The following is a 26715-nucleotide window of genomic DNA, read 5'->3' as shown; positions in this document are numbered from 1 at the left end:
GTTGCTGACGCCTAGTCGAAGGGCCACGCGTCAGCAACACCACTCGCGAAGCAACCTCGATTCCCCACTTTTCAAAACCGCCAACGTACCTGGAGTTTCATCTCCGTTTTATGCGGCACGGCAATCAGGTCCAGGTCGGAACCGATGTCGGGCTGATTGGTGATGTCGGTACGGGCGTAGCGGAACCACAGGTCAAGGTGCTTGTTGACTTGATAACGGGCCAGCAGGTAATGCCGAACGCCCCGGTCGAAATAGGCGGGAAAAGAAAATGCGTAGAGCACATCCCGTTCGTAAGCGTATTGGCGGCTGTCGTAGTTATCAGTGCCAAACAGGGCTATCCGGCCACTGAGGCTTAGCCGTCCCCGCTCGTAGGTGGCATCCTGCATGATGGCGAACCCCACTGAACTCGTTGTAGAGGAGGCGTACCCAAACGTACCTGCCTGTAGTCGAGAGCGCATGGTGAGGCCGGGAACAACGGTGTAGTCGGCGGTAAGGGCCAGGCTGCGGCGTGTGGTGCCAACTACTTCTTTCGGTGTAGTCTTACTACCCGGCTGGTTCTTCTCTTTGTGTTCGTCATGAAAAATCAGCGAGAAGCGCGTTTGACGGTCGGGTAGGTACGTGGCCGTCAGTAAATAATCGAACACACCCGACGGCGCATCGACCAGGTATTTCCACCACGGAAACCGGAACCAGTCGATGAATCCGCTAAGCGTCAGTTTTCTGTAAACGCTGTATTTCACGCCAGTATAAACACCCGTTTCGTTGATCGTCCGGCTGCCTTCGCTGAAGGCGTTGGCGTAGAAACTGTGAAAGTTTCGGTCGTAATGCCGCGCCAGAAAGGCAATATCCAGTTTGCGACTCAGGCTGGTCAAGATACCCGCTATCGCGCCAATGCCGCCGCTGTTTTCAAGCGATCCACTACTACGGGCTACTTCGCCAAACAGGTTCATGTTTCGCCAGACGTACCCAGCGTGCAAACCCACCACCAAGTTCTGCTTGCCCACAAATTCGTAGTCGTTGTAGGTCAGGTCACGCTTTTGGAGTTTCGTATCGAAGCTGGTTTGCAGGACCGTCAGGCCCAGTTGGAATTGCTGCGCGTGGTAATGTAGATGCGCACCAAGATTCGTTTCGACAACCGATCGCAAATCCAGCAAATCGCTGCTCGTCTGGTGTAATCCCGACGTGAGGAACGAGCTCACCACGCTTTCATCGAGCGGCGTTTTGCCAGCGACTATGTTGGCGTCGCGGCGATTTCTGGCGGCCAGAAGCGTTAGATCCAGATTTGGTGCCAAACTGTATGTCGCCGAGATGCCGCGCAAATAACCGTATTCAGTCAAGGATGTATAAGGCCGCGCCCCCAGTGTAGGTCGCCGGACGGTTAGGATCGTTTCGGCGTTTTTACCCAGCGAAAAGCCGGCGGAAAAAATGAGTCCCTGCCCGATTTGCTGCTGGAAATCACCAATGATGACATTACGCCACCGACCCCGGTTTTGAATTTGGGCGTGGAAGGAGATATAATCGACACCATATTGCCGGGTGGCCGGATTCCAGCGAAAGGCCTCACCAGGATCTTGTTCCAGCGTAACCCCCACGCTGTATACGCCCGGTCGACTGGTCCGATACCGAAGATACCATTGGCCGGGGCTCCCCTGGTATCGGAGCGGCAACCGGTCTGCCGGTGCGGTACCTGATTTGTTGGGAATGGCTTCCGTAAAGCCCTTTTGTGTTTCCAGCGTTCGCTCATAACGCGCAATAAGATAATTATCGGTTGGGGCTGGTAGTTCAGCCGTAAGCGCCGATGAGCGGATCGTTACGAAAGGCCGTAAGCGTTGAATTGTAGGTACGTCGAAATCGGGAACGGCTTGTAATTCGACCACGGCCAATAGATCGCCGTTGGTTTCGCGGTACATCAGCAGGTTGGTAATCTGCCGTTCGGTAAGCAGCAGCATTGCCGACAGATCATCGCGACTGGCTCGGTTCAAATCAAGGGGATAGCTATACAGTTGCGCCAGGTTTTCAAATACGGCCTGGTAATCGGTACCCTCGGTTTGTACTGGGAACAGGTCCTGGAACAACCGGTTCAGCGCCTCGTCGGAGCGGACAATGGGTATAGCACCCGGCGACTTTTGTATGACTGGCAGTTGACCTGTTTGCGAAAAGGCCGGTGAAAATCCTAACCAGGCCAGCAGGATAGGCAGGTAAATACGAAAGATCAAACCAAGTTGCGTTCGGTGAATAGGTGAAAGCTAATTGCCTGATTGCCAGTAGGAACGTGTAAAAAAAGCTTTTACAGTTTTTCAGTCAAAATCTTAAGGACAAGAGACATACTGGTCTTCATATCTTTCATATCTGATTTCAGCCCGGCTACATCTGATTTCAGTTCAGCTACATCTGTTTTCAGCCCAGCTACGTCCGACTTTAGCCCGGCCACATCTGTTTTCAGCTCAGCTACATCTGTTTTCAGCATGGCTACGTCTGTTTTCAGCATGGCTACGTCTGATTTCAGCCCGGCTACGTCTGTTTTTAGCTCGGCTACATCTGATTTCAGCTCAGCTACATCTGATTTCAGTTCCTGAACATCAGCGTGCAGTAGGTCAATTCGCTTGTTGGTGTACTCGTGATTCTGCTGCGCCTGTTCATGATTTTTCTGAACCTGTATAGTTAAAGTCGCTAAGCCTTTAGCTACAGTCTCCAGGAGTTTACCATCCTCGACTGCATGAGCCTCTAACTGATCAATTCGCTGTTCGATATACAATGCCATGAATCAAATATAACAAAAGGATAGATGCCAGCACACACCTTTTTGTTACCTGCCCTTGATGTGTGTAAGCCTGCGCCAGCTTTTTTCATGGTATCACACAATTTATAGTCGACAGCACTACATTTGTGTAACCGTATGCATGCATACTACTTTTTGGTTTAAACCCATTGTCTAATGGCTAATGCCTTCATCTACGATGCCGTCAGAACCCCACGTGGGCGCGGTAAAAGCGACGGATCGCTTCACGATATTCAGCCGATCTCGTTATTGACCAGCGTATTGCGACACATTCGTGACCGGAACGGCCTGGACACCCGACTGGTCGACGACGTAATCATGGGCTGTGTAACGCCGATGGGCGAGCAGGGGGCCGACATCGCCCGGACCGCCGTGCTCGAAGCGGGTTATGCCGAATCAGTGGCGGGGGTACAACTTAATCGGTTCTGCTCGTCGGGGCTGGAAGCGATCAATCAGGCGGCGGCTTACGTGATGTCGGGGCAGGTCGACGCGGTCATTGCAGGTGGTGTTGAGTCGATGTCGCGGGTACCGATGGGGTCTGATGGAGGCGCTATCTTCATGAATCCGCAGATTGTGGCGCAACACCACATTGTGCCGCAAGGGATCTCGGCCGACCTGATCGCCACGCGTCAGGGGTATTCACGGAGCGACGTAGACACGTTTGCCGCCGAATCGTACCGACGGGCTGAAGTGGCGCAGCGTGAAAATCGCTTTCATAAAACGCTGGTGCCCTACAAAGATGAGATCGGCATAACGGTACTCGACCGCGATGAAGGGGTACGTCCCGGCACGACTGCTGAGAGCCTGAGCAAACTGAAACCTGCCTTCGAGATGATGGGGCAAATGGGATTGGATGCGCTGGCTCTGCTGAAATATGCGGACCTCACTCAGATTAATCACGTTCACCACGCGGGTAACTCGTCGCAGATCGTCGACGGTGCGGCGGGTGTGTTGGTGGGCAGTGAGGCGTTCGGGCAGGCGGCCGGTCTGAAACCCCGTGCCCGTATTGTGGCCTTCGCCATTGTCGGTTCTGAACCCACGATCATGCTCACCGGTCCAGTGCCAGCCACGTACAAGGTGCTGAAAAAGGCAGGGATGAGCATTAAGGATATCGACCTGTTTGAGGTCAATGAAGCGTTTGCCGCCGTGCCCATGTTGTTTATGGATGAGTTTGGCGTCGATCATAGCCAGGTCAATATCAGCGGCGGTGCCATCGCGCTGGGACATCCGCTCGGGGCTACCGGCGCTATTATTTCGGCCACCCTGCTCGATGAACTGGAACGTACTGGCAAACAAGTCGGCCTCTCAACCCTCTGCATTGGCGGTGGCATGGGCATCGCCACCATCTTCGAACGGATTAATTAAAATGTCATTTGCCTTCGGCCACTCCGGCGTATCGGTCGAAGGCAAATGACTACAAATGACTACTAAAAAGCCATGATTAACTACACCGTAGAGCAGAACGTTGCCGTCATTCGCTGGAACATGACCAGCAGTCCGATGAACGTGCTCAACGACGAATCGATCCCTCAGTTCGAGGAAGCACTCAATAACGCCTATGCTGATGAAGCGGTAAAGGGCATCATCATCACCTCCGATAAACCTGAATTTATAGCCGGTGCCGACCTGAAAATGATTCTTCGGAATAACGATCAGCCACCCGCCGAGATGCTGAAGATATCGGCCGAGTTGAACCGGATTTTCAGGCGGATGGAAACCAACGGAAAGCCTATCGTGGCGGCCATCAACGGCACGGCGCTGGGCGGTGGCTACGAAGTATGCCTGGCCTGTCACCATCGCATTGCCCTTCAAAACCCGAAAACCCTGATTGGCCTGGTCGAAGTAACCATCGGCCTGTTGCCGGGCGGCGGCGGTACACAGCGCCTGCCGCGCATGATCGGCATGCAGGCAGCGTTGCCTTTGCTGGTTGAAGGCAAGAAGATGAACGTACCCGATGCGCTGAAAAACGGCCTGATCGACGACGTAGCCGAAACGCCCACCACCATGATGGACAAAGCACGTACCTGGATTCTGGCCAATCCACAGCCGATCAAACCGTGGGACCAGATCGATAAGAAGACGGGCAAAATCGTAGCACGTGATGCCTTCAAGGTGCCGGGCGGTAATGTGCAAAGTCCTGTTGGTGCGCAGACGTTTGCGGCGGGAACGGCCATGCTGATGGATAAAACCAAGGGTAATTACCCCGCGCCGCTGGCCATTATGTCGTGCGTATACGAGGGCTTACAGGTGAATATCGACCGGGCGCTGACAATCGAAGGGCGGTATTTTGTGAAGGTAGCTACCTCGAAAGTGGCTAAAAACCTGATCGGAACGATGTTCCTGGGTATGAACGAAGCTAACAAAGGGGCTAGTCGCCCGAAGGACGTACCCAAGACCGACGTGAAGAAAGTCGGTATTCTGGGCGCGGGAATGATGGGAGCGGGCATTGCCTACGTGTCGGCCGTGGCGGGCATTGAGGTCGTGCTGAAAGATGTGTCGGGCGAAGCGGCCGAGAAAGGAAAAGACTATACGCGTAATCTGCTCAGAAAAGGCGTTGAACGGGGTAAAGTGGACCCCACAACGGTCGATACAACGCTGGGTCGGATAAAAGCAACGGCCGACATAGCCGACTTGCAAGGCTGCGACCTGATCATTGAAGCTGTTTTTGAAAACCGTGAACTGAAAGCTACCGTTACGAAAGAAGCAGAATCGATGCTGGCAGCAAACGGCATTTTCGGCTCGAACACATCGACCTTACCCATTACGGGCCTGGCCGAAGCCTCGGCTAATCCAGCAAATTTCATTGGTATTCACTTCTTCTCGCCCGTCGACAAAATGATGCTGGTCGAGATCATCGTGGGCCAGCAAACAGCCAACTACGCGTTGGCCGTAGCGATGGACTACACCCGCAAGATTCGGAAAACGCCCATCGTCGTTAATGACAGTCGGGGCTTTTACACGTCGCGCTGCTTTGGCACCTACACGGCCGAAGGCATGGAACTTCTGCGCGACGGCGTAAACCCGATCCTGATCGAAAACGCGGGGAAAGATGCTGGCCTGCCCGTTGGTCCGTTGGCGGTGACGGATGAGGTAGCTCTCGATCTGGTCTATAAAATTTCTGGTCAGAGTATTAACGATGGCGTGCTGAACGAATCGGACACTAGTTACCAGGTAGCAAAACAGTTTGTCGACCTGGGCCGGACGGGCAAAAAAGCCAGGGCTGGTTTTTACGACTATCCGGAAGACGCCCCCAAGCACCTATGGTCTGGCCTGTCCGAGCTGTTCCCCGTAGCCGATCAGCAACCGAGTCTGGATGAAGTGAAAACACGGCTACTCTACCGGCAGGCTATTGAAGCCGTTCGTTGCGTCGAAGAGAACGTCGTTCGGACCAAACTCGACGGTGATCTGGGCTCTATTCTGGCCTGGGGCTTTCCCGCCTATACCGGCGGTGCTCTCTCGTTCGTCGATTTCGTCGGTGTAAATACGTTTGTGGCCACCTGCGACCGATTAGCCGATCAATACGGGGAGCGCTTCCGCCCAACGGAGAAGCTCCGCGAACGCGCTGGCGTAACGGCAACGGTATAAGCGGCCCGCCGTTTGCTTCGCGCTGCTGGCCTAGTCGAAGGGCCTAGAGCGCGGAGCCGCGCTGTCCAGGACGCATACTAGTTACTTAACCAGCACAACGTTCGCGATCGGCGTACCTAGCTTTAAGCGACTGTTTATCTGGTAGTTGAGTCGACCAGTCAGAATTAGTGATCCTGCATTGCCTGTGTAATTGGCCGGCATAATCACCGTATGACCGGCAGAAATTAGCAGGGGCGTAACGGCCGTGGGAACTCGTTGACACGACCAAACGCCGGGGTCGTCCCAGTTACCACTGTGTAGCGAAACCATATCGGGCGCTACTGTAACGGTTGCCTGTTGGCTCACACTGCAACCCGGCAGGTTACAGGTGGCTGTATAGCTGGTGGTTTGCGTTGGATTGACCATTATCGACGCGCCTGATCCATTGCCCGGTAGCCAACTTACTGTACCCGAGCAGTTCGTCACGGTTAGTGTAGCGCTCTGCTGACAGGTAATGGCCGAGGCTGACAAAGTAATGGCAGGCGTAGGGGGGCATCCTGAGTCTATAAATACCAGATAATCTTCTGCTTCACCGTAGCTTAATTCATTGCATGCGTCTGTAACGCTGGAAGAAAACTGATTGCGAATGCGCATCCGGTACGTCACGCCTGCCTGCACAGTTGCCGGAATGGTCAGCGAGCCCGAAACGGGCGCTTTGACACCCGCTGTTGTACCAAATACCCGTTCGGACGTGTCGAACTCATAATTCTGGTCGAAATCAATCCAGACGGCTACCTGCTGTGCGTTGTAATAGCCGAGGAATTCAATGGAAAATGGGTTCGCAACAATTTTGGAAAGGGTAGCCACGGGCGTTGGATAATACGTGTAATGGGACGCCGCACAGCCCGAACTGGTAGTCAATACGGTTCCGTTGAACACAATTCGTTTCAGACCAATCCCATATTCACAACCGTTGTTTGAATAAAGTGGCGTACAGTAGACCGGATCGCCGGTGGTAAAAGTCGATTCGGTTGAGTAGCTGCTCGAGCACTCACCCGTAACGCGCCAGTTGTAGGTCGTGTTTGGTTGCAGGCCGGTCAGGGTATAGCGCGAACCAGTAAACGGACCGACCGTGCGCCAGCTAGCGTCTCCGACGGGTCGGTACTGAATTGTAAACTGCGTACTGCCTGAATTGGATAACCAGTAGGTTGTAGCGGTTGTCGCCTGAACACGTCTGGTCGCTAAACTAGTAGGTACGTCGGTTGCTGTTGGTAGGCAGCTACTGGTGGTCACCCGGCTACGGATCAGGTTGCCAGGTAACGTGCCAAACCCATTCGACAGATTAATGCCCGTTGTTGTCAGGTGGCAATAGCTCATGATGGTACCACCATTAACGGGAGCCGGGCCGGGAGCGCATCCGCCTTCTGTTGTGTAGCAGTTATCGAGCGCTCCGCCTGGCCATGAGCAGCTTTGCGTATGGGGCGAACCAAAGTTGTGCCCCAGTTCATGGGTAACGACGGTAACTTCCCAGGAATAAGTAGGAAACTCTGGATAAGTCGCTGACAGACTGCCGCTAACGCCATATTTGTAGGTAGAAGCACACAGCACGTCCAGATAGGCGACGCCACCGCCCAACGAGCGACCTGAGAGAAAATGGGAAAGCTGGCTATTGACTCCGGGCGGTGGATTGGCATTCTGATTGGCCCGAAAAGCGCTTAATATATCGCCGGTTGATGTCAGGCTTACATATGGGTCGGCCTCGGTCCATAGCTTAATCCCCGCAATACGAATAGCGATGTTTTCCCGATTATAGATCAACGCCACCTGGTTGAATAGGTTAGCTACGTAGCTGGTCGTTTGCGCTACATCTGACTTGTTCTGGGTGTACAGATCAAAGTCTACTTCGAGATAGATGCCCACCACTTTGCAATCGATCGACTGCGGGGCCATCGCTGTTTTTCGGCCTCCCGTATTGACCGGAATAGCCTCGCAGGTGAAGGCTTTTCGGGGCGTCAATACTGTATTGTCGCTGTAGAACAGGTAGCTATTCTGTGTATTACGCAGGTGACTTAGGGCGCGATTGCCCGTTTTGTCAGATACGATACCAGACAATTCGCCGTTGGTAATACTGATCGCCACCAACGATTGATCATCTCCTTTAATAAACCCCTGGTAGAAAACACCTTTGCTGAGCGGGGCAGTAACCGTACCGGCCGCCGAGCCAAGCAAGAGCTTGCTATCTGGAGAAAACAGCTCTACCGCAACCAGGTCAAGATCGATAGAACCAGATTCGGTGGGTATCGAAAAGGCAAGTAAGTCGGGACGTTCATCGAGAATCCGGCTGAGTTGCCCGGCATCGAGAAGCAGCGACGTCGGTGTTTCACTGGGTAAAAAAGCAGTACCCTGGTAGGCGGGTGAATCGGCTAATTTGAATAGCGGGAAGGTAGTTGCTGCTGATGTCCGCCTGGCCTTATTGATACGCTGTTGAAGCTGACTGGCCGGTACTACCTGACCAACTACCGTTGCACGGATGGTAAGTACAAGCAGGATAAGTAAACCATATCTTCCCATAGACTTGATCCTGTAAACGATCGAATAAGTAGCGAGGACGTAGGATACAAACCTAGGAATAATACTTAGAAAATGGGCGACTGTGGGTATTTGTTGTCGTTAAAAGGGTACTAAAAAGTACGTCATGTGGCTATTCTGAAAAATTGATAACTCAGAACATATCCATGATCCAGGTACGTTAGACCGGAACCCATAGATGAACCGTGCTCACTTTGCTTCGCTGGCGAGTGGCCGCTCATAATTACGGTTAATATCTTCCAGAAACTTACCTGTCACCCAGCCAATATCGGAGTCGCGGATAAAGACCAGCCGTTTGGGCGTGTCGGTATGGTCGTAGGCCCGCATAACGGTTTCCAGCCAAAGCGCCCCTGCAATAATTTGTTTCTCATTAAATTGACTCTGCGCATTGGCAATGTCTTTTTCGGCCTTACGCCGCGTGGCCGCATCCGTAATATCGGTCATGTCGGGATGGAGCAACGCCTGGTAGTTTGTCAGGGCCAGCCGCTTGAATTTTTCTACATCCGAAGCCGTCAGCGGAATGGCCGTCAGGCCTGCTTTCTCCGGGTGCAGGTACGTTACAAGGGCCCAGGCAATGCCGCCCCCGAAGCCAACCGTCCGGCGCTGCTGCAGGCTTGCCAGACCAGGTTTGTTACTGACCGCCAGGGCCGTGTCGGCAATGGCTTTTATGACGCGCTGGGCTTCCTGCCGGTATTGTTCGATCGGCATCGACCGATCTTTGTCAATCAGCGTTGGCAATGATTTGGTACCAAACGGAAAGCTGACGGCATGGAAAACCCGGTTGTCGTCATAATACCCCCCTTTTGTGTTACCACTGCCAATATCCATGCAGGATGTTGATGGCCACATCTTACGCGGAATGGCCCCAATCGTATAAAGTTCGGCCTCGCGGGAGGCGGTCAGTGTCGTGTCGCAGGAAACACCTTTAGGTAATTCGGCGGCCAGCAGCTCGTAAAGCTTTCGGCGCAGACCCGGTTGCTTACCCAGCCCATCATTGATACCACTACTGAAGGCTACATAGATGCGCTCACCCGGAATATTATGGCGCCGAATCGAGTCTACGTAGGCGCGTAATACAGCTTGCCCGGCTTCAAATGATTGGGGCGTACCCGAAATCAGGGTGACGCTGGGCGAGTCTGGCTTCGATCGGATCGATTTGGTGTAAAAGCCATCTTCGAGCTTGGTGCTGAAAATAGCCAGCTTGATCCCCGACGAACCAATGTCGATACCTGCATACTCTTTCCTGCCCGTTACGCCGTCGATAAGCTCATTCATCGCGGTTTCACTGGCTGTGTATTTCAGTGCTTTATAGATCAGCTGCGCCTTCTGGAAGTACTGAATCGCCTCCATGCTTCTCTCCTGATCGGCATAGGCCAGCCCCAGGTTCTCGTAGGCAACCGCTTCCCAGTATAAATCTTTCCCCTTGATGGCGGGAAGCGCCCGCAGCAACAGGTCAATCGACTGCTGCGGCTTATCGACTTCACGGAGCGTGTTGCCCAGCTTTATAAACTGAATGGCTGATGCCGCATTTGGCGCCGGTTGCGCCCAGGCGGTTGCCCATACTGTGACGCCCAGCAGCAACAGGCAGAACTGTTTTTTCATAACGTTGCGTTAAACCCGCTGCAATATACACTGACAGACTATTTCTATAGGGCTGCCTGCCTATTTCAGCGCTTCCAGTTTGCCATCACCCGTAACCTGGCGAACAGCCGTGATCTGCTGGCGAATCAGCGTCATGGTTTCGCGAAGGGCCACGTTTCTGTTCATCATCAGGTCATCGTGGGTACGTTGCGCTGTGAAGTCGGGTTCAATGGTGAATCCGTTGGCGTGCCCCTGAGCCACCGCATGCGTCAGTTTTTTCAGGGGAATACGTACCTGAATCCGCGAATGAGGCAGCGTAACGTATTTAAACTGACCGGCAAAATCGCCCCAGTAAGCGCCGCCACTGGCTTCGCCAACAAATGTACCCTGGCCTGCGTCGAGCGTTTTGGCCAGCACCGACGTTGCCGCCGAAAACGATGAACCGTTCATGAGCAGGTACAAATTTCCCTGAAAAGCGAGCCGCTTATAAGGCCGGTAATGTCTGCTCACGGCCGCCCGGCTGGCAAATCCGCCCTGCCCATCGCGGCGATAACGGAGGTTAAAATCCAGCACCGATAGCGGATTCCAGCGGTTCACAAGCTCGGCACGGGCCGCCGGCTTGATGTGCTCACTTTGCATGATGGTAAATGGCCTGCGCAGCCAGAATTGCAACAGACGGGCCGAGTTAAGCACAGCCCCGCCTCCATTGTCCTGCAAATCGACTACCAGGTTCTCTACGCCTGTAGTTTTTATCTGTTTGAACGCTTTTTTCAGCCGCTTCTTGAATGCCCATTGAAACGGATCGAATGTTTTTGGGTTCATAAAGGATGATACCCGCAATACGGACGTTTTCGAGAGCGAGTCGACAAGGCGCAGGCTCAGATTAGGCTGCCGGAACTCAGACCCACGGCCAAAATCAGCTCTGTACCGGTCTATCAGTACCTGACGGAAATGGGCCGACATCACGCCCGCTACCCGCGTTTGCCGAATGGTTGAGTCGAGCGACCCGTCGGGCTGTGTTAACTGATACCGAATCGTTACTGAATCGACCGAGCCAAACCAAGCAGCGTAGTAGTCGGCAAACTGCATCAGGCTCCAGTTATGGCGCCCCGTGGCATTATCGCCATCCGACCCCGACCGATCCCCATCCATCAGTTCACGGTGAACCTCGGCAATGGGTTGCCCCTGAATAGACAGCAACCGTGTTCCCCTCCGCAGCGTTGTGTCGGCTGAGGCATTGTGGCTAATGAAATAGTCATGATCTACCTGCCTGATGTAGAATGGAATGAAGCGGGTGTCGCGGTCAATGAACCCGCGTCGGTGATTCAGGTTGGTGTGTCCATCTTTCAGGCCGTTTAGGTAGGGCGATAAATGATGGAAAAAAGAAAGATAATCGATCGGACTGGTCACCCGGTTATAGAGCGAATCGAAGAGCTGCTCCATTTTCGAGTCTGGCGTGTAATGCCCTAGACCGGGATGATAAGCGCGGAGTTGCCGGCGTAAAAAAAGGAGATCGTCGTGGGCCTCATCGGGTGTGAGTGTGATTGATTGAGCGACCAGCGGACTTGTCAGTAGAAACAGCCAGGCAACAGCCAGCCCGGCTATACGGAGAAGTACAGACATGATTAGTTAAGTACAAGAGTTGGCCTATAGGCTTTATTGTGTTACGAGCTGTTAATCTATCAACTTTGCATAGAAAAAGCAACTCATCGCTAAACAATCCGTATCAAATTTGGTTAACGGTGGTTTTGGCGGTAGAAAAGGGGGGGAAGTGTCAAGTTTCAGGTTTCAGGTTTCAAGTGTCAGGTTTCAAGTGTCAGGTTTCAAGTGCGCTGCTTGTTTACGTCACTGAAACAAGCAACGCACCTGAAACTTGAAACCTGAAACCTGAAACTTGCCACTTGCCACCTGCACACTCCGTCCATTGTATCTTTGCACCATGGCAGAAACACTTCATATTCCGCAAACCAGCAACCGGCAGGCTATATACGACAGCCTGATTCCGCAGATCGAAGCGCTCATTTCGGACGAACCGGATCTGGTGGCTAACCTGGCCAACGTAGCGGCGGCCCTTCGGGAAGCATTCGGATTTTTCTGGGTCGGCTTCTATCTGACGAAAGAAGACCAGTTGGTGTTGGGCCCATTCCAGGGTCCTATTGCCTGCACACGCATTGCGTTCGACAAGGGCGTTTGCGGAGCCGCCTACACCCGTCGCGAGGCCATACTGGTGCCCGACGTTGAGGCTTTCCCCGGACATATTGCCTGTAGTTCGGCATCCAAATCAGAGGTGGTTGTCCCCATCTTCACCCAAATGGGCGAGGTTGCTATGGTGCTCGACGTTGATAGCGACCAGCTTGATGATTTCAGTGAAACAGACGTACAGGGTCTGGAAGCTATAGGCAGGCTGATAGGGAAGGGTTTCTAGTTACAGGTTTCAAGTTACAGGTTTCAGGTTTCAAGTTTCAAGGGCGCTGCTTAATCACTATTTGATTGATAAGCAACGCCCTTGAAACTTGAAACCTGTAACTTGAAACTTGAAACCTGTAACTTGAAACTTAACGCTTTACATCTTTATCGCCCTGATCACCTCGCGTTTACGGGCTGGGCCTACATGTTTTTCAACCTCGAAACCAGCCTCGCGGAGGTTTCGCTGCACGGCTGATTTTGAACAGTATGTAGTTAGCGCACCCCCGGGCCGAAGCAACGTCGCTACTTTTTGGAAGATCTCCAGGGTCCAGAGCTCGGGTTGGCCTTCGGGGGCAAACGCGTCGTAATACACCAGGTCGAACGTACCGATGGGGGGCAGGTCCTGAACGCGGGTGTGGAACTTGGTTAACGTCAATTCGGGAACAATCGGCGTAGGTGTGCCCCAGGGGGCTTCGTGCAGGTCGGGCAACCAGAACGTGGTTAGTTCGTGGTCGTAATTTAGCTGACGGGCTTCCTCAACCGGAATCGGGAAAGCTTCGACCGTTACGTAATCAATTACCCGGTGGTGGCGCTTTGCCTCACGGATCGTCATCAGGGTATTAAGGCCAGTGCCAAACCCCATTTCAAACACACGGACAGGCCCCTTCACCCGGTCGAAGGTGTAGAGTAATCCCAATTCAATAAACACACGGTCTGACTCCTGAACGGCGCCATAGATTGAATGGTAGTGTTGCCCTACCTCCGCGTTGAATACCGAATGTGACCCATCGGCTGTTACCACCACTTGCGTATTCATCAAAACATTCAGGCTTTTCGGCTAATTTCGCCATTGGCTACCGACATCACTAACCTGTATAAGCAGTTAAAGGGCGGCGGTGTTTTCCACAGCCTGTTTGCTACTCGTTAAACAGACTACAATTTCTTATAAAAAAATGATTCAACGCATTCAAAGTGTTTTTCTATTCCTGATTTCAGCGTCGATGGGCGTAGCACTGGCTAACCCAATCTGGGAAAAACCCGGTATGAACCCTGGCGAAGAGGCCGAGCTGACACCCCTTCAATATACATACGAACAGGGAGTAACCACCTTTACCACGCCGCTCTGGTATCTGGGCGGCCTGTTGGCGATTGTCGCGATTGTGGCTCTTTTTGCCATTTTTCAGTATAAAAAACGATTACTACAGATGGGCCTTTGTGCTGCAAATGCCATTCTGTTGACTGCCTCGATGGGCGTTATCCTCTACAACGTACTGATCAACGGAAAATCATATGGCAACCCCGCCGATCAGGGATCGTTTCTGACGGGCTTCTGGGCAATTGTTGGTGCGCTCGTACTTAACGCACTCGCTAACCGATTTATCCGACGCGACGAAAAATTAGTCCGCGAATCGAATCGTATTCGCTGAATGGTGGGAACACGGATTGATACGGAGACGCGGATCGAAGGGATTTTAAAAGGATTCACACAGATCTTCTGAGTAAAAACAGGTTTAGTCCTGATCAGAGCTAATCCGAATTTCATTAAAAATCCGCGTCGATCCCTTTAATCTGCCTAATCCGCGTTCGTATACTAATCCGTATCAGAATTTCGGGCAGCCGCAGCCTTTTTTCTTGAAGAGGCCCCACATAAAGCCTTTTTTCCGCCGAAAGCCTTTCTTCTTACGCTTGATACTCGCCACCTCCGTCACCGTGGGGTGCGCAGACAGCGAAGATGCCGGGGCCTCGCCGATGAGCAGCGATGCCGAAAAGACGAGTAAAAAAGCCGTTGTTTTCATACTTCATTCAGTTGACTACGCTTCTATATAGTAACCATAGTAACGCAAAAAGCACTGCGATCGTTGTACCAGATCAAGTGTATAAACGTAGCGAACAAACAACGCGCCAGCAACTGATACACAGCAAAAAAAGTCCCGATCAGGTTTTTGATCGGGACTTTTTTATTTACAATTCTTTTGATAGGGTTACCTACCGCCTCCGGCCGCTATTGCCGTTATAGTAACGGGGGGCATTATAGCGGTAACTATAATTCGGGGCTCGGTAATAACGTGGGCGGCTGTAGTAGGCGCGGGGTGGAGCAACGTACCTGGGCCGGGGATAATTGTAATAAGGCCGGGGGGCATAGTAACCGTAGGAAGGGCCATAGCCGTAACCAGTGCCTACACCTACATAGGCAGGGCCGCAACTAGCCAGGGTAACGACGAGCAACAAGCCAATTAACGCATAACGCAAGGTGTTGTTTTTCATGGCGATAGCCACACTACCGGATTGGTGAGAAACACGTAGCAGGCCTATCCCTATAACGTTTATCGACGAAAAATGATTTTATAGCCCTGCATTCTAACACGTTTCTAATCAGTGGCGGCAGTTGGCCAAGGCACCAGTCAGTAACCGGTACTCACAACCCTTTGGTAAAATCCGTACTCTTGTTCATCAACTGGAACACGTACCCGGCTAAACGGTCGGCGTCATTTGTTGTCCTAGTTGTATAAACTGATTTATTATGCGTATCCCCGCCTCGCTGATCTATACATTTCCGTTGGTGTTGTTGCCGTTTCTGACACTGCTCCAGACCGATAAACCAAGCGCCATGCTCCCTCCACCTGATTATGCCACTAGCTGGAAGTCAGCCGATTCGCTGATGGCGCGTGGCCTGCCTCAGTCGGCTCTGGCCATTGCCGATCGCATTTATGCCGAAGCCAAACAGACGGGCAATGAGCCACAATTGCTGAAAGCCGCCATGCGCCGCGTGGTGTACCGAACCAACGGCGCTAAAGATGAGGAGACGTACCTGACCATGATCGGGTCGTTGAAGGCCGACGTCGACGCGACCACCGGACCAACGCGGTCGGTGCTGCAATCGGTACTGGCCGAGGTATACTGGCAGTATTTCCAGCAGAATCGCTATAAATTTCTTGATCGCACCGCTACTGCCCCCGACGAGCCAACGTCGCAAAGCGCCACCTCCATTGATCCACGTACCTGGGATGCGCGACGCCTGCAAACGACGGTGACCGAACTATACGCGGCTTCGGTGCAGGAGGCGGCCCGGTTACAGCAGTTGAACATAGGGGTATATGATGCGGTGATCAGTAAAGGCAATGAAGCAGGCCGGGCGCTACGACCGACGCTGTTCGATGTACTGGCGCACCGGGCTATCGATTTTTTCGATGACGCTCAGTCTGACGTGATCAAGCCGATTCAGGCGTTCAGCGTCAACAAGCCGGCCTATCTGGCGGGGCCGGCAACGTTCGTGGCTACGGTGTTGCCTGCTACCGACCTACTGTCGGGCCCCTATCAGGCGCTGAAACTGTATCAGCAATTGCTGGCTTTCCACCGGAACGATGCCAATCCGCTCGCCTTTGCCGTGAATGACGTGGAACGGCTGGCGCTGGTGAAACGGCTGGGCACACTACCCAACGAAGAAGCGCTGTATCGCCAGACATTGACGCAGCAGATCGCCGCGTTTAAGAATAAACCGGCCGAAGCGGAATACGCGCTGGCGCTGGTGCAGGATCTTTCCAGTGAAGGTCAGGTACATCCCCTGCCTCGCGGTCGCTACGGCAGCACGGATCAGGCCGCCAACGTACCGGACCCTGCCGATACGACCCACCGCTGGGACCGCAAACGCGCCGCCGAACTGGCCCGCGATCTGATTGCCCGCTTTCCCAATACGATTCCCGCCCAAACGGCCCGCCCGCTACTCGATAGCCTGCTTCGTCCGGTACTGGGTGTAGAGGTAGAAGAAGCCAATGAGCCGGGTAAGCCATTCCGGGCGCGGGTGTTGTATCAGAATACGAAAACGCTGTTTTACAGGATACTGCGTCTGACGGCCGATGAAGCCCGTACACTGACTCAATTCGATGAGTATCAGACCGATCCGAAGCGAGATAGCTGGTTTGCCGCCATTCAGAACCATTCGGTAGTGGCCGAGGAAAAATTAACCCTGCCCGACGATGGCGATCTGCGCAGCCACAGCGTGGAGATTCCCGTGAAAGGCCTGCCGCTGGGCTACTACGTACTGCTGGTGTCGAACGAAGGGACATGGGCTAAACCCAGCGCCGAAACGGCCGAAGTGGTTAGCATCGGCACGTTTGCCGTGTCGAATTTGAGTTATGTACTGGTTGGCGGTAACTACCAGTACGATAATGACCTTAAAACCATCTACGTCACCGACCGCACAACGGGACAGCCGGTGGCCAATGCAACGGTTCAGATACTAACCCTGAACGGTCAGGGTAAAAAAGCCAGCGTATCGGGCTCGGTTCAGACGAACGTTCAGGGGAAGCTGGTACTCGACGCATCGCAGCTGCCGGGGCGGGAATCTTATTTTTTACGCCTGATCCGAAACGACGATGTACTGGACACCGACGTATTCTATAATTATCGGTACGGCCGAAACCCTCCTGAACAACCAGACATGGAACGTGCGGCCATTTTTACCGACCGGGCTATTTACCGCCCCGGCCAAACGGTGTATTGGAAAGTGCTGCTGTACAACGGAAAAGCCAACCAGTTTGCGGTGGTGCCAAACCGATCAACCACTATTCGGCTGACGGATGTGAACGGCGAAGAAGTGGCCAAAACGACGGTGCAAACCAATGAGTTTGGGTCAGCGTCAGGTACGTTTACGGCGCCCGTTGGCCGGCTAACAGGTATGATGAGCCTCGTAACGGACAATGGGCAGGCGCCTATCCGGGTTGAGGAATACAAACGGCCCACCTTCGCCGTAGTGGCCGATCCGCTGAAACAGGCCGTGGTACTGGGGCAGAACGTACCTGTACGCGCTACGGCCAAAACGCTGGCCGGGGCCGTTGTCGACGGGGCGAAGGTGAGCTACCGGGTTACCCGCACGTATTACCAGCCTTATTGGGGCTGGAACTGGTGGCGGCCCGCCCGCCCGTCTAACGAGCAGGAAATTGCCAACGGAACCACTACTTCAACCGCTGACGGCGTCATTGACTTCTCGTTCCTGGCCCAGGCCGACCTGAGCATCGCCGCCGCTGACAAGCCGCAATTTACTTTCACGGTCACTATCGACGTGACCGATCAGTCGGGCGAAACGCGGTCGGCTACGCAGAGTTTACGCATCGGCTACACCGCTCTGACGGCAGAGCTTGCCCTGCCCAGCCCTGTGCTGACGACCGAGCAGAAACCATATGGGGTGCGGCTGACGAATGCCAGCGGTAACGAGGTGAGTATCCAGTCCGGCACCGTAACCATCGCCCGGCTTACGCCCTCGCGAACGGGCCTGCGCAGTCGGCTCTGGGCCCGCGCCGACCGCACTGTGCTGACCCGCGCCGAGTATGTGGCGCTGTTTCCGCACGATCTGTATGCTAATGAAGATGACCCGGCTACCTGGGCCAAAACGCAGGTACGTTCCGCCACGCCCAAAGCCATAAACCTCGCCGGTCTGCCATCAGGCATGTACGCGGCCGATATTAGTGCGACGGATTCGACGGGCCAAACGGCGCAGCAAACGGTGTTTTTCCAGGTCATCGACCCGCAGCAACCTACGGCATCGATCCGGTCAGGTACGTTCGTGCAGGTGCAGAAAGCGACGGCCCAGCCCGGCGAAGAAGCCATTTTCTGGGTAGGTACGTCGACCGCCAGCACCAACCGGCCCGACAAGATTCTGATGGCAGTGGAAGAGAAGGGCAGGATTGTGCGGGAAGAGTGGCTGACGGTGACGGGGCAGCCGCTGCGTGTGGCCTTGCCCGTTCAGGAAAAGCACCGGGGCAACTTCGCCGTGCATTTCGCGATGGTGCAAAACGGACGGTTGCTGAGCCAGACCGAGACCGTGACGGTGCCTTACACCAATAAGGAACTGACCATCGAGACCGAGACGTTCCGCGATAAATTGAAGCCCGGCCAGGCCGAGCAATGGACCCTGCGCATCAGCGGCCCGAAGCAGGATAAGGTCATGGCCGAACTGGCCGCTACGCTCTACGACGCTTCACTCGATGCGTTTGCCCGGCTCGAATGGCCTACGTCGTTCTATGGTATCAACGATACCGGGTTGACTTACTGGCAAAGTCCGGCATTCGGTACAACAACGACGCGGCAATACTGGTCAACGCCACAGCCAACGTACCCGGTTTCTGCGCGCGTTGAACCGCAACTCGGCTGGGGAATTTACCAGTACAATGTTTATTCGGGTAAGTTTACACTGGACCTGTCGGAAATAGCCATTCGTGTTGACCGGAACGGAGGCAAGATTACAGGCCGGGCGTTTTTCGACGAGATTGACTTGCCTGCGCCGGGCGTGAACGTGGTAGTTCAGGGAACAAAGCAGGGGACTATCACCGATAAAGATGGCAATTTCACGCTGACATTGCTGAAGCAGACACAAAAAACGACGCTCCTTTTTTCATGGATTGGCTATAGCCAGGCAAGCGTAAACGTATCGGATAAACAGCGGGCAACCACTGTGATGCATCAGTCTAATCAGATGCTAAACGAAGTGGTAACCGTTGGGTATGGTAGAGGCCGGGCGGCTGGCGCACCAGCCCCAATGGCGATGGCGAAAATGGCCGCTCCGGAGGCAAGGGCTGATGCTGAGGTAGATCTGGTTAGATTGTCCGAAGTGAAGCCGGATGAAGAGGCACCTGAAGCGAAAAAACCCGTAGCCGACCCGCCCTTAATTCGGAAAAACTTCAACGAAACGGCCTTCTTCTTCCCGCACTTGCAGACCGACAAACAGGGGCGCGTGGTGCTCAATTTTACCATGCCCGAGGCCCTTACGCGCTGGCGGCTGGTGACGTTCGCCCACACGAAAACCATGCAGACGGGCACGATGGAGCGCGAAATCGTGACGCAGAAAGAGCTGATGGTGACGACCAACGTACCCCGGTTCCTTCGCGAAAACGACACGCTCAACCTCACCGCCCGCATCGATAACCTGAGCGGCAAACCCCTCACCGGCACCGCTACACTCCAACTGACCGACGCCCTCACCGGCGATCTGCTGAACGGAAAGATGCTGCCCAAAACCAGCGGAGCCGCTCTTGCGCTCAGTCGCTCTTTCACCATGGAGAAAACGAGCACCGTCGTTGCCTGGACGCTGGTTGTTCCGCAGGATCTCCCGCCGGTTGCCATCCGAGTTACGGCCACGGCCGGCTCATTTACCGACGGCGAAGAGCGCGTAGTGCCTGTGTTGCCCAACCGCACGCTCGTGACCGACGTGCAGCCATTCTGGATCAATGGGGGTGATAAGGACCGCACCTTCCGGCTGGCGCCGCTGGCCGACCGCAACCCGGAGCTGCCCCTGAACACCGAACGCCTCACGGTGGAGGTGACGAGCAACCCCGCCTGGTATGCGCTGCAAAGCCTGCCCTACCTGATGGAATACAGCTACGACTGTGCCGAGCAACTGTTCAGCAAGATGTACGCCAACAGCCTGGGTGCGCATATTCTGAACAGCCGTCCGCAGTTTCGGCAGGTGGTAGACCTATGGAGACAGTCGCCACCGAAGAGCCCGCTGGCGAGTAACGAGGAACTGAAAGCCGTTACGCTGGAGAACACCCCCTGGCTGAGTGACGCCCAATCAGAAGCCGACCGGACGGCCAAACTCGGCCAGTTCTTCGACCAGAACCGACTGGCCAGCGAGCAACGCCGGGCTATTGGGAAACTGCGTCAGTTGCAGGATGGCAGTGGCGGGCTTGTCTGGTTTTCGGGTATGCGCCCGAGTCTGAACATGACCCTGCACGTGCTGGCGGGGCTGGGCCACCTCCGTAAGCTTGGCGTTACGTTCGACCCCAGCGTGCAGGGGGAAGCGACCCTGTTGCAGGCTGGTTTACTCCGGTATGCCGATGCGGAAATTACTCACCAGATCGCCGAAGAAAAAGCACGGGCTGCTGCGCAAAAAAGAGCACCGGGTACGCCTTACTGGGCAGCACAGTACCTCTACGCCCGTAGTTTTTTCCTCGATATAAACCCCGTTGAAAAAGCCACGCAGACGTACCTGTTGCCGGTATTGACCATGGGCTGGCAACAGAGTTCGTTGCAAAGTCAGGCGCTGGCGGCCACTACGCTGTATCGGTTCAAACAAGTCGATGCGGCCCGTGCTATTCTGCAATCGCTGACTGAGCGCAGTAAGGTATCGGACGAACTGGGCATGTACTGGCCCGAAAACGCGGGCGGCACGTATTGGTACCAGGCCCCGATTGAAACGCAGGCGTACATCATCGAAGCCTACGATGAAGCCTGCCGCGACGAGGCTACCAAACCCGCCAGGCCTACGCTCGATTGCTTTGCCTGGCTTCGTAAACAGCCTGCATACAGCAGTCTGGTTGGGGCCGAGCCGTTTATCGACAAAATGAGACAGTGGCTGGTGCAGCAGAAACGTACCCAGTCGTGGCCATCGACCAAGGCAACTACCGAAGCGGTTTATGCGCTGTTGTTACGCGGCGCTGACTCGGGCAATACCTGGCTGGATACCAAAGCGACCATGAAAGTGATAGTGGGCGGAAAAGACATAGCCAGCCGGGTTACGAAAACGGAAGCCCTCACCGGCTACCAGAAAGTGACGTTTGCTCCGGCCGAAGTCACGGCGTCGATGGGTGTGATCACAGTCAGTAAGCCAGCCCAAACAGGACCGGGCTGGGGGGCGGCCTACTGGCAACATTTCGAGCCACTGGATGCGATTGCAGGCAACGGCAATAACCTTACGCTGACGAAAACGATCTACCGCCAGCGTAACACCGATGCAGGACCAGTACTGGAAGCCATTACACCGAAGACCGCACTGAAACCCGGCGACCTGCTGAAAGTTCGCGTGGTGTTGACCGCCGACCGTAACATGGAATATGTGCACCTGAAAGACGGCCGTGCATCCGGTTTTGAGCCAGTGGCGGCGCTGTCGGGTACCAAATACCAGAACGGCCTGTCGTACTACGAAGCGCCCCGCGATGCCAGCACTGATTTCTTTATCGAGTATCTTCCTACGGGCACGCACGTATTCGAGTATGCCCTGCGCGTGGTGCATACCGGTGATTTCGGCTCAGGTGTGGCTACCGTACAATGTTTCTACGCGCCCGAGTTCGCAGCCCATTCAACCGGTGGCCGGGTGCAGGTAAAATAGTTACCCTCACCGATACGTCGTACCACCCAAACAATTCTTGCTCCGAAAGCCCGGTTATATGCACAAACCGGGCTTTCTTACGTTTACAAACGACGATATGTTCTCCCGATGCTCACTATGAAACGTCTACGCACCACCACAAGCTGGTTCATGCTGCTATTCGTTGGGTTATACCTGACGAATTGTAAGCCAACCGACCCGATCGAAACCCAGCCGCAGACGCTGGTGAGTAGCACACAGCTTACCACGCTGACCAAAGCGCAGCTCGTTCAGCGCATTGCGGCTTCCGGGCTGGTCGATGCCCAGACGAGTGGCTTTCTGAACATCCTGTTGCAACGTGATATTCAGGCATACCGGCTCGTTTACAAGACCAAAAATGCCGACAACACGGATATTAATGCGTCGGGCGTGTTGATTGTGCCCGTGCCGATTGGTTCCGAAACGTTTCCAATGGTAAGCGAGCAGCACGGCACCCTATTCAACGAAGGCGATGCGCCCTCGTATTTCACGGCAGCCAGTGAGGCAGGCACTATTGGCGCGTTGTTCACGTCGAACGGCTTCATTTTGTCGTGCCCTGATTATGTGGGCTATGGCGAGTCGAAGAATGTGCCGCACCCGTATCTGCACCGGCAAACCGAAGCCCTGGCTAGCCTGGATATGTTGCGGGCAGCGCGTGAGTTTCTGAAAACAAGCGCCGCCAAATGGGACAACCGCGTGTTTCTGGCGGGCTACTCGCAGGGTGGACACGCCACGATGTCGCTGCTGAAACTGATGGAAGAACAGTTTCCGAACGAGTTCACCATCACGGCCGCTTCCTGCGGGGCGGGGCCCTACAACGTAGAAGGGTTTATGCAGGATCTGGTTACCAAGACCACCCACGGCATTGCCGGCTACAACAACCTGTATGTATGGGTGTTGCAAACCTATAACCGTGTCTATGGCCTGAACCGACCCATGAGCTATTATTTCCGCGATCCCTATGCCGCGGATGTGCAGGCCAACGGTACCCGGTCGACGATCAACGTCAGCATCAACACCGCTTTCTCCGACGGATTCAAGAACGGCATTACCTCTGGCTCAGACATTGCTTTTCTGACGGGCGTTCGCGACAATAACGTGTACGACTGGAAACCCAAAACGCCCCTGCAACTCTACCACGGCACCGCCGATCAGCAGGTGTTCTACCGCAATTCGACCGATGCGCTGGCCGCTATGAAAGCCCGTGGCGCAACCAGCGTCGAGCTGATCACCATTCCCAACAAAGATCACGGCCCGGCTATTCAGGATTTCCTGACAGGTACGTTCACCTTTTTCAATAGCAAACGGTGATGTTGATCTCAACGGATTGATGCGCGATGTAAAGGGATTTTCGCCGATTACTGACCGCGTGGTGCCCAGGTCAGCCCTGACAGGAGCACCACGCGGGGTCAAACGCCCATCTTGCCGGAACAGGTGCGAGAGGCGGGGCTAGTGGGTTTTTCCAAAGCAGGGCATCGGGGTTTGCCTGGTCGAAGCGATGAAGTCAACCGATAGAATACGGGCTTGTCCAGACCACCACCGTGACTATGGGTTACAAACAGGACAATAGCCGGGGGGAGCCTGCTTAAGCCCGTCGAAACGATCTGTTATCTGTTCATAGTCACATGTCACGCAACCCTTGATTTCCATCTTTGTCAGCTTCGTTTCAGTGCCACACGCCTGGCAGGGTAACCCCTTCTCCACACGAACGTTCCCCCAGCCTGGGTTGTGGCAGTTGGGGCATACACACAAAAGACGTGCTGCCAGCGTGGTGGCCAGTTCACCAATGACCTGCATGCGAGTGGGATTAAACTGAGCGCGCATATCCGTTTCTGCCCAAACGGTAGCCCGCAGCGAATGGCGCGTTACTTCCCGGAAAGCCGCTTCCAGATCACACTCCGTTTGAATCCCCTTGAAAGTCGGCCCGATTGATCGGCGCTCTGCCGACCGCACAATGAGTGCATGGGATGGAAATTCAGCCGCCTGAGCAAAGGCCAGTACTGCTTCCCAGCCTTCTAAACGAGCCATACGGTAATTCGTTTTTTCACTGAGTTGCGATACATGCAGATGGAACCCTCGTTTTCGGTCAATGAAATACAAAACCTCTTCATTGCCGGGCTGAGAGGGAAGAAAAGGATGTGGGCCAAAGCAGCCCTCACTAGCCAACGCGTAGTCGACCCTGTTGCCAAGTTTATCCAGGGCCCGCTCGCATTTGCGCCGGGCGCAATCCAGGGCGCTGCCAATCCGTTCTGCCTCACCGGAACACGGATCCAGTTGATCCGTGTTCACGACATACTCCAGAATGCTGGCTCCTAACTGGTTCCAAAAGGGGGGAGCCAGGGCAATCGATTTGGCCTGCCTGGTGGTGAGGATCATACAAGTGCCGGCATAAACGGATGGGTATTCTAGTTCGCTTTCTGCCACGTCAGTGCCCGGGTTAACTGATACGTTTGGCGATCTTTCGGCTCTATGCAGGCCAGTTGCACCCATCCGTTCCCAAATAGTTTTTGCAGGACCGGTTGCGCCTGAATAACGATATCCAGCAGTGGTCGGGGGGCATAGACAACCGTCAGTAGGCGTTGGGGCTGATGATAGGCAAGCTCGTCACTGGCATTGACTGATTGCAAAGGCAGGCCAGTCATCAGGTCACTGGCATTCCCCTGCATGATGCCCACCTTGCCGGTGATGTTCTGCGTTAGTTTACTGCCCCCGCCAAAGGCCACATTATCGAGCGTCGAAAACAGGTATTGCGTATTGATCCATTCGGCAACAACCATCGGGGCCGTCAATATCGTGGTGAGCGATGAACCCGATAGGTCCTGTGTAGGGTCGTAGGAGTGCAGAAAGGAGCGCCCGTGCAGGTTGAGGCCCGCCGTCAGCTGACGCGGGCCGATAATAAAGGCGGCATTACGCGCCAGCCCCCACTCAGGACGTACCTGAGCCCAGTCCTGCGACCGTAGCCAGGTTTGCTGTGCCCCACCGTTATGGTCCACGGATGGCTGCATTTGTTTGAGTCGCTCGGAACTAGTGGTCTCCCGGGCTTTGGCCAGATCCTGCGTCAACTTTATACATGGTTCGGATGCCGCATCGCCGAAGAGCATGACTTCATCCGTGGTCGTATTATGCTCGGCCGCCATAAAACGAGTGGTGTCTGGTATCGAAATTCCTTGCTGATCAAGATAGGTTCTGACCTCCCTACTATTGAGCAGGCCTGCCAGAATACGGGCGTTCGGGGCGCCGTGTCGTCCGCCACAGGCTCCACAGTCAAGGGCTGTTGCGTAGGCATTGTTCCGGGTCGTGCTGCCATGGCCGCAGAAAACGACCAATGGCGCAAAATGGTGGGTTAGCCCCATCAACCGCAATGCCCCTTCCGCATACGCACATTGGTCGGCCAGCGGAAGTGTAGCCAGCGATGAGGTGACCGCCACCGGTTTTCGAATCGACTGGCTCAGACCATGCTTAAGCCGGGATGACAGGCCGGGGGCCAGGCTGCGTAATCCCATCCAGATGCCGCTAGCCAGTCCCATACTCTCGACCAGCCCAAAGGGCGTTGTGAAGCTATATTTCAGGGATTGATAGAGCTGCCTGAGCCTGAGCTGACGCCCATATGCCCTGCTATCCTGCTCTTTTTCAGCCGGACTACAACAAGGTGATTCGTAAACTGTATGTTTAGGCGTGAGGAGTACCGGACAGGAGGCATGCGTTTGGCCCGTGACCGTATCGGTGATCTGAACCGGGATACCAAAGAAACCGGCAAACCCCAGCGTCTGATAGTTGCCCGTGGCCTCCAGTGCCCGGCGAAACGGCTCCGACCGAACATCAATACAGAAAACAAGCTGAGCGTCGGGGGGGTGTGTGTCGGTCAGGGGCTGGGCGGCCAGTTGCTCAAGCAGCGGCAGGCGGTAGGTGTTTTCGGTCTGCTGGATGTTCGCCAGTACATCTGGTTTTGACCGAGCCTGTTCCAGTGCCGCCTGATGCCAGCTCAATAACGCTTTCGCGTCCGGCCAGTGCAACTGGGTGATAATGAGCCGCATGGCCAGGTACTCGAGCTGGGTCACCGGATGGGGGTGGCTGGCATCGAGCCCCGCCCAGTCGGTGCGGTACCGGATGTAGGCGGCCCAGCCTGGCAGCGTGGTGAGTAGCAGCGTCAGAAATTGCCCTTGTTTGGCGGGGGCAATGTCGGCATGCAGCAGGTACATCTGTATGGCCTGCACTGGATTTTCGGGCAGGGTAGTCAACGCTTCCTGCTTTTGCTTATCGTTCCCATGTAAGTCGGTATCATACCGGGCAAGCTGTCGCCAGGCAGCATATAACCCGTTCTGACGCAGGGGCATAGACAAGGTGGCCTGCCCATCGTCAAAATAGGCCTGCAACCATTTGATGGTTTGCCGATTGATGGCTTCCATCGGTTCGGGTAAAGAAGCCTGCTGGAAATAGGCCCTGCCCAGGGGCAGCGCCTCCTCAAAAGGTAAATCCTCGAACCCCTGGAGCGGATTGACCGCAATCAGGTTTTTCAGGGGCCAGAACGGCGCTATGGTTTTGAAACTTTGCGCCACCAGGTCGGCTACCCGGACAGTACCCAGGTTGGCGGCTGGCGATAGATGTTGATCGTTTGCTTCGATTGAAACGGCTGTATCCACGACGGCTGTATCCACGACGGTTATATTCATGATTGGAA

The 26715-nt window shown here is 54.6% G+C and carries 16 protein-coding genes; 6 read left to right on the top strand and 10 right to left on the bottom strand.

All coding sequences use genetic code 11. The features are described 5' to 3' along the window. Positions 1-71: 71 nt before the first annotated feature. Both ACAW75_RS12375 and ACAW75_RS12370 read right to left on the bottom strand, forming a co-directional pair. Positions 72-2216: a ComEA family DNA-binding protein gene (locus tag ACAW75_RS12375; RefSeq protein ID WP_370729042.1), complete on the bottom strand. Its 2145-nt coding sequence runs from the start codon at positions 2214-2216 to the stop codon at positions 72-74. Between the two features lie 71 nt (positions 2217-2287). Then, entirely contained in the window at positions 2288-2761 is a 474-nt protein-coding gene (locus tag ACAW75_RS12370; RefSeq protein ID WP_370729041.1) for a kinetochore Spc7 family protein, read from the bottom strand. A 174-nt stretch (positions 2762-2935) separates the two neighbouring features. On the opposite strand from ACAW75_RS12370, the gene ACAW75_RS12365 reads away from it, so the two are divergent. Beyond that, positions 2936-4144 (top strand): acetyl-CoA C-acetyltransferase, encoded by a 1209-nt coding sequence (locus ACAW75_RS12365; RefSeq protein WP_370729040.1) that lies wholly within the window; start codon positions 2936-2938, stop codon positions 4142-4144. Between the two features lie 72 nt (positions 4145-4216). Beyond that, on the top strand, positions 4217-6364 hold the full coding sequence (locus tag ACAW75_RS12360) for a 3-hydroxyacyl-CoA dehydrogenase NAD-binding domain-containing protein (protein ID WP_370729039.1): 2148 nt from the start codon (positions 4217-4219) through the stop codon (positions 6362-6364). Between the two features lie 81 nt (positions 6365-6445). Here ACAW75_RS12360 and ACAW75_RS12355 read toward each other — a convergent pair whose 3' ends face one another. The 3 genes from ACAW75_RS12355 to ACAW75_RS12345 all read right to left on the bottom strand — a co-directional run bounded on the left by ACAW75_RS12355 (position 6446) and on the right by ACAW75_RS12345 (position 12136). Further along, complete coding sequence (locus tag ACAW75_RS12355; protein WP_370729038.1) at positions 6446-8914, bottom strand: M12 family metallo-peptidase; 2469 nt, start codon at positions 8912-8914, stop codon at positions 6446-6448. Between the two features lie 207 nt (positions 8915-9121). Next, on the bottom strand, positions 9122-10534 hold the full coding sequence (locus ACAW75_RS12350; protein ID WP_370729037.1) for a tetratricopeptide repeat protein: 1413 nt from the start codon (positions 10532-10534) through the stop codon (positions 9122-9124). A gap of 60 nt (positions 10535-10594) precedes the next feature. Next, positions 10595-12136: a S41 family peptidase gene (locus ACAW75_RS12345; RefSeq protein WP_370729036.1), complete on the bottom strand. Its 1542-nt coding sequence runs from the start codon at positions 12134-12136 to the stop codon at positions 10595-10597. 316 nt (positions 12137-12452) lie between these two features. On the opposite strand from ACAW75_RS12345, the gene msrC reads away from it, so the two are divergent. Continuing rightward, entirely contained in the window at positions 12453-12938 is a 486-nt protein-coding gene (gene msrC, locus ACAW75_RS12340) for a free L-methionine (R)-S-oxide reductase MsrC (RefSeq protein ID WP_370729035.1), read from the top strand. A gap of 138 nt (positions 12939-13076) precedes the next feature. Here msrC and mnmC2 read toward each other — a convergent pair whose 3' ends face one another. Continuing rightward, positions 13077-13736 (bottom strand): tRNA (5-methylaminomethyl-2-thiouridine)(34)-methyltransferase MnmC2, encoded by a 660-nt coding sequence (mnmC2, locus tag ACAW75_RS12335; RefSeq protein ID WP_370729034.1) that lies wholly within the window; start codon positions 13734-13736, stop codon positions 13077-13079. A 136-nt stretch (positions 13737-13872) separates the two neighbouring features. Between mnmC2 and ACAW75_RS12330 the strand changes: the two genes are divergently transcribed. Next, positions 13873-14346: a DUF4293 domain-containing protein gene (locus ACAW75_RS12330; protein WP_370729033.1), complete on the top strand. Its 474-nt coding sequence runs from the start codon at positions 13873-13875 to the stop codon at positions 14344-14346. 174 nt (positions 14347-14520) lie between these two features. Here the strand turns inward: ACAW75_RS12330 and ACAW75_RS12325 are convergent, their stop codons facing one another. Further along, complete coding sequence (locus ACAW75_RS12325) at positions 14521-14715, bottom strand: hypothetical protein (protein WP_370729032.1); 195 nt, start codon at positions 14713-14715, stop codon at positions 14521-14523. 190 nt (positions 14716-14905) lie between these two features. Beyond that, on the bottom strand, positions 14906-15184 hold the full coding sequence (locus tag ACAW75_RS12320; protein ID WP_370729031.1) for a hypothetical protein: 279 nt from the start codon (positions 15182-15184) through the stop codon (positions 14906-14908). A 256-nt stretch (positions 15185-15440) separates the two neighbouring features. Between ACAW75_RS12320 and ACAW75_RS12315 the strand changes: the two genes are divergently transcribed. Next, a complete protein-coding gene (locus tag ACAW75_RS12315; RefSeq protein WP_370729030.1) occupies positions 15441-22019 on the top strand; it encodes an alpha-2-macroglobulin family protein in 6579 nt (2192 codons plus the stop codon). Positions 22020-22136: 117 nt separating this feature from the next. Beyond that, positions 22137-23348 (top strand): alpha/beta hydrolase family protein, encoded by a 1212-nt coding sequence (locus tag ACAW75_RS12310; protein ID WP_370729029.1) that lies wholly within the window; start codon positions 22137-22139, stop codon positions 23346-23348. Between the two features lie 234 nt (positions 23349-23582). Here the strand turns inward: ACAW75_RS12310 and ACAW75_RS12305 are convergent, their stop codons facing one another. Both ACAW75_RS12305 and ACAW75_RS12300 read right to left on the bottom strand, forming a co-directional pair. Next, a complete protein-coding gene (locus tag ACAW75_RS12305; RefSeq protein ID WP_370729028.1) occupies positions 23583-24413 on the bottom strand; it encodes a DUF6671 family protein in 831 nt (276 codons plus the stop codon). Positions 24414-24442: 29 nt separating this feature from the next. After that, positions 24443-26707, bottom strand: coding sequence for a DUF2309 domain-containing protein (locus ACAW75_RS12300; protein ID WP_370729027.1), 2265 nt, complete (start codon positions 26705-26707; stop codon positions 24443-24445). Between the last annotated feature and the right edge of the window lie 8 nt (positions 26708-26715).

The sequence above is a fragment of the Fibrella arboris genome (assembly GCF_041321095.1).
Lineage (GTDB): Bacteria > Bacteroidota > Bacteroidia > Cytophagales > Spirosomataceae > Fibrella > Fibrella arboris.
This window is presented reverse-complemented; position numbering and strand designations above follow the sequence as displayed.

Excerpts from the sequence above, each read along its gene's own strand:
- ACAW75_RS12370 (WP_370729041.1), bottom strand. The coding sequence starts at position 2,761 with ATGGCATTGTATATCGAACAGCGAATTGATCAGTTAGAGGCTCATGCA.
- ACAW75_RS12365 (WP_370729040.1), top strand. The coding sequence starts at position 2,936 with ATGGCTAATGCCTTCATCTACGATGCCGTCAGAACCCCACGTGGGCGC.
- ACAW75_RS12360 (WP_370729039.1), top strand. The coding sequence starts at position 4,217 with ATGATTAACTACACCGTAGAGCAGAACGTTGCCGTCATTCGCTGGAAC.
- ACAW75_RS12355 (WP_370729038.1), bottom strand. The coding sequence starts at position 8,914 with ATGGGAAGATATGGTTTACTTATCCTGCTTGTACTTACCATCCGTGCA.
- ACAW75_RS12350 (WP_370729037.1), bottom strand. The coding sequence starts at position 10,534 with ATGAAAAAACAGTTCTGCCTGTTGCTGCTGGGCGTCACAGTATGGGCA.
- ACAW75_RS12345 (WP_370729036.1), bottom strand. The coding sequence starts at position 12,136 with ATGTCTGTACTTCTCCGTATAGCCGGGCTGGCTGTTGCCTGGCTGTTT.
- msrC (WP_370729035.1), top strand. The coding sequence starts at position 12,453 with ATGGCAGAAACACTTCATATTCCGCAAACCAGCAACCGGCAGGCTATA.
- mnmC2 (WP_370729034.1), bottom strand. The coding sequence starts at position 13,736 with ATGAATACGCAAGTGGTGGTAACAGCCGATGGGTCACATTCGGTATTC.
- ACAW75_RS12330 (WP_370729033.1), top strand. The coding sequence starts at position 13,873 with ATGATTCAACGCATTCAAAGTGTTTTTCTATTCCTGATTTCAGCGTCG.
- ACAW75_RS12325 (WP_370729032.1), bottom strand. The coding sequence starts at position 14,715 with ATGAAAACAACGGCTTTTTTACTCGTCTTTTCGGCATCGCTGCTCATC.
- ACAW75_RS12320 (WP_370729031.1), bottom strand. The coding sequence starts at position 15,184 with ATGAAAAACAACACCTTGCGTTATGCGTTAATTGGCTTGTTGCTCGTC.
- ACAW75_RS12315 (WP_370729030.1), top strand. The coding sequence starts at position 15,441 with ATGCGTATCCCCGCCTCGCTGATCTATACATTTCCGTTGGTGTTGTTG.
- ACAW75_RS12310 (WP_370729029.1), top strand. The coding sequence starts at position 22,137 with ATGAAACGTCTACGCACCACCACAAGCTGGTTCATGCTGCTATTCGTT.
- ACAW75_RS12305 (WP_370729028.1), bottom strand. The coding sequence starts at position 24,413 with ATGATCCTCACCACCAGGCAGGCCAAATCGATTGCCCTGGCTCCCCCC.
- ACAW75_RS12300 (WP_370729027.1), bottom strand. The coding sequence starts at position 26,707 with ATGAATATAACCGTCGTGGATACAGCCGTCGTGGATACAGCCGTTTCA.